General features: G+C 54.3%; 4 protein-coding genes. 2 read left to right on the top strand and 2 right to left on the bottom strand.

Going from position 1 to position 4,015, the window contains the following annotated elements; genetic code table 11:
• Positions 1–177: 177 nt before the first annotated feature.
• Positions 178–342 (bottom strand): hypothetical protein, encoded by a 165-nt coding sequence (locus P8X75_14775; protein MEJ1996444.1) that lies wholly within the window; start codon positions 340–342, stop codon positions 178–180.
• 168 nt (positions 343–510) lie between these two features.
• On the opposite strand from P8X75_14775, the gene P8X75_14770 reads away from it, so the two are divergent.
• Positions 511–2,457, top strand: coding sequence for a BTAD domain-containing putative transcriptional regulator (locus P8X75_14770; protein ID MEJ1996443.1), 1,947 nt, complete (start codon positions 511–513; stop codon positions 2,455–2,457).
• A gap of 73 nt (positions 2,458–2,530) precedes the next feature.
• Here the strand turns inward: P8X75_14770 and P8X75_14765 are convergent, their stop codons facing one another.
• A complete protein-coding gene (locus P8X75_14765) occupies positions 2,531–2,863 on the bottom strand; it encodes a DUF1330 domain-containing protein (GenBank protein MEJ1996442.1) in 333 nt (110 codons plus the stop codon).
• Between the two features lie 138 nt (positions 2,864–3,001).
• Between P8X75_14765 and P8X75_14760 the strand changes: the two genes are divergently transcribed.
• On the top strand, positions 3,002–3,943 hold the full coding sequence (locus tag P8X75_14760) for a carbon-nitrogen hydrolase family protein (GenBank protein ID MEJ1996441.1): 942 nt from the start codon (positions 3,002–3,004) through the stop codon (positions 3,941–3,943).
• Positions 3,944–4,015 lie beyond the last annotated feature (72 nt).

The following is a 4,015-nucleotide window of genomic DNA, read 5'->3' as shown; positions in this document are numbered from 1 at the left end:
GGTCGCTGAGTTGATCGATTGGCTCATCAAGGAGACTGGGAACCTTGATCGAGAAAGTTCAAGATTGAGCGAAGGCGTTGAAGCATCTTGAGTGGCTTTCCGCTATTAGCCAGAAGCTGAAAAAACGGGGCTTCTCCCAGAAGGTTCACGGGTACCACTTGAACTCCTCTCCCTGAATCATGAGAGGAGGAAGGCCGCAATGATCACCCCAACGATCGCCGTCGGAAGGCTTAAGAGCATGCGCCCACGTAGCTTGGGCTTCTTCTGCAAAGTGCGGTTCCGAGGTGAGAAGTTCGGCTGCACAACGGTTGAATACTCATCCAAAAGGTCGAAGCGGGACATGATTGCCTCCCATGAACTGAAATCTGAGTTGGGCAATGGTAAAAACACGAGCGTGAAAACGCCGGGAGCCCAGCGTTAAACGGGGCGTTAAATGTGACGCTTGCTGCGTGAATTCTTCTCAGCCGTGATAATCTTTTTGGACTTATGGCGACTTGGCTTTGTTTCTCGATGACCAAATCGATTGAAAGACGGCTGAAGATAAGGCTTCTGGGGCGCTTCGAGTTGATCGCCGCGGATGGAAGCGTCCACACGCCTACCCCAAGCAAGACAAGTGCCCTCCTTGCGCTGCTAGCTGTTGAGCCAGGCAAGCCCATCAGCAGAAAGCGGCTGGCAACACTCTTGTGGGGAGACCGAGGCGAGGAGCAGGCGCGAAACAGCCTTCGGCAGGCTATTCACTCCCTCAAGCAGGAGTTTGAAAGCTTGGACGTGGAGGCGCTGGAAGCAGATCGAGACATGTTGCGCCTGATTCCAGATTCCGTGTCCGTGGATTTAGCCAAATTTCAAGAGAAGCTCCGCCAAGACAAAATCCAAGAGGCATTAGAGCTCTATAACGGTCCGCTACTAGACGAATTTTCAATTCGTACTCCTGGCTTTCAGAACTGGTTGGAAGAGGCGAGGCGGAACCTTGACGACCAGGCGATTACTCTTTTGGAACGCGCATCGGATCAGACGCCCGGAGCGGCGGCCGTAGCTTCAGCGAGAAAGTTGCTCACCTTAGATCCGCTTAGAGAATCGAGTCACCGCACTCTAATGAAAGCCCTTTTGCGTGCAGGAGAGCGTGAACAAGCGCTGCGACAGTTTGAGGCGTGCTGCAATCTTCTTCGCGATGAACTTGGAATTAAGCCTGAGGCAGAAACAAGGGCCCTCTATGAGCAGATTGCTGCAGCTGAGAGCCCGATAGAGCCATCCTTCAGCCGTGGCATTCCCCTGATCGCTTCCTGGCGTGACCAAAGAACTTCTTTGATCGTGATCCCTCTCCAATCTCTTGCTGGCGGGGATGAGGGACAGATGCTCGCGGAGGGAATTTCTGAGGACTTGATAACAGAGTTGGCCCGCTACAAGCACCTCTTCGTGATCGGGAACAGGATCAGTTCTCTCTACCGGGGACAGCAGGTGAATTTAGAAGACATACGGCGCGATCTGAGCGCGGATTTTGTAGTTGAGGGAAGCGTTCGCTTCTTAGACGACGCGGTCCGCGTTTCCTTAAAACTCATAGATACAACTACAGGGGAGACTGCATGGGCTGAACGTTTCGATCGTGTGGTAACGGCAATTCTCGAACTTCAGGACGAGATAGTCACTGCAATTGTCGCCCGTCTTTCTTTCAACTTAGACGAAGCCGCGAACCGGCAGCGTCAACGTGACCAGAAGGCTTCGGGCTCCGCCTACGCACTGTTTCTCAAAGCTCGGTTCGCATGGCGCGATGGGAGAGAATCAGAGGCGCTGGAATTTGCCAAAAAGGCCATTGAGATTGATCCCTCTTATGCCCGGGCGCATGCGTACGTGGCGTATTTCTACGCCTACAGTGGCTTTAGCCAATGGCATGACTTGCCTGACAGAGAAGTAGACCGCCGAGCGCGCGATGCTTTGGGTAAAGCGCTTTCCTTGGATAAGAGCGATCCCTTCATACTGCAACGCGCTGCAATGACGCTGCTCATGTTGGGAGAGTCAGACGAGGCTCTGCGCTATGCGAACATCGCACAAGAAGTTAGTGCCTGCGACAGCGAGATCCTGATCATTCGAGGTCTTATCCTCACATGCTGTGGTCGCTACGACGAAGGTGTCAAAATGCTGGAACGGGCGGTCACCCTCGAGAGACGCCTTTCACCTGGCTGCTTCTGTGCCTTGAGCGAGGGAAAACATATGAGGCGAGACTACTCGGGCAGTTTGTCAGTTCTCGATCAGCTGATTGACCCACCCTACTACATCAAACTTATGAAGGCTGCCAACCTCGCGCGTCTCGGGCGTATTGATGAGGCTAAGAGCATAGTGGCCAATGCCCCACGTAATTTTGATGCAGTACAGTTCGCAAAATCTGAGGCGCGGATGTGCGCCGACCCCAAGGATAAGATGCACTGGCTGGAAAGCTTCCGACTTGCGGGGGTGGACGTCTGACCCTTGCGACGAGAATTGGCTTACATTCTCGTATGTCCGCTTCTAGCCATTAGCGGACAGGGGGGTTCGATTTCTAGGTGCCCTCGATCACCCGAATGTCGCGCATCACGCCAAGGCGCGGAAGAACCTTTTGATAAACATCGCTCTCAAATGCTCGAATTGCGGCGTCCGTGCTTTCAAACTCGACCACCGCAGATCGCTCCACTTGACCGGCCTCGAATGTTTTAACCGGCATCCCCCGAGCAATGAATTTACCGCCCATTGCCTCTATCGCAGCCTTTGCTTCCCCTGCATATGCGGCGAGGTTTTCATCTGCTGCAGCTTCTCTATAAAAGACTACGAGATATCCTTTTGGCATCGGACGGTCACCTGCTTCCTGTTCCAGATCGAACGTGGCTGAGTTCAAGACTGGCTCATGAGCGCAAGCGATCCAATCCGTTTTTGCTGTCCGCTGCTAGCCAATAGCGGACGTAGCAGTAGAGGAATTGTCTAGCCTAGGCGAAGACCTTACCGTGATTTGCGCTCATAAATCGGGAGACCCATCATGCCGGGTGAGAGTTTCAAGGCTGCTGCCGTGCAGGCTTCTCCGCTTTTTCTAAAAAGGACGGAAGCGACTGAGAAAGCGTGCCGATTGATTGGTGAGGCTGCAAAAGGAGGCGCCCGGATCGTTGCATTTTCTGAAGCTTGGCTAACCGGTTATGGCGGTCACGGCTGGGTCGAGGAGAATGGGCCCGAGTGGTTCAATTTTGCGGCCCGGTACAATGAACAGGCTGTAGACGTTCCCTCGCCGACAACGGACCGCCTGTGCGAAGCCGCACGCGAGCACGATATCGATGTGGTGATGGGTGTTGTCGAGCGAGACACCCGCACTCGTGGGACGCTCTATTGCACAATTCTATTCATTGGCCGGGAAGGCGAAATCATTGGCAAGCATCGCAAAATGAAACCCACAGGCGGCGAACGCCTGCAGTGGGGCGAGGGAGCGGGTGACACTCTTACGGTCTATGATCGCGGCTATGCCCGAATCAGCGCGTTGAATTGCTGGGAGAACATCTTGCCCTTGCCCTGTTTTGCGCTGATGGCTCAGGGAACGGAGTTGCATATGGCGCTTTGGCCGGGAGAAGAAATGGCTTCTGCCCCGGAAGGACCAGGAGGCTTTTGGCCGCGCCAGCACCTTCATTCCCGCGCGTTCGCCTCATCTGGCGCCTGCTACGTCATGTGCGTTGCGGGCTTTAACAGCCAGAGTGATATCCCGTCGGATGTCCGGGATTACTATTCAACGCAAAACGGCGACAGCGCCATCATTGATCCACGTGGTGAATTCGTCGCTGGACCTCTTCATGGGGAAGAAGGAATTCTGTTTGCCGAGATTGATTTGACGGCCGTCCGCGGCGCAAAGGCCGCGATGGACAGCGCCGGCCACTACTCACGGCCGGATGTCTTTCGTCTTGACGTCAAGGGTAAGCGAATCTTTGGTGATGACTGAATGACCCATAGGTCATTGCCCTCTTTGATGACCGACGCTTTACCGCGAGCGTAGCTGATGGCCTCTTATCCG

It is taken from the genome of Limibacillus sp. (genome assembly GCA_037379885.1).
In the GTDB taxonomy this organism is placed as follows: Bacteria; Pseudomonadota; Alphaproteobacteria; order Kiloniellales; family CECT-8803; genus JARRJC01.
The sequence above is the reverse complement of the archived record's forward strand: the minus strand, read 5'-3'. Positions and strand labels throughout refer to the sequence as shown.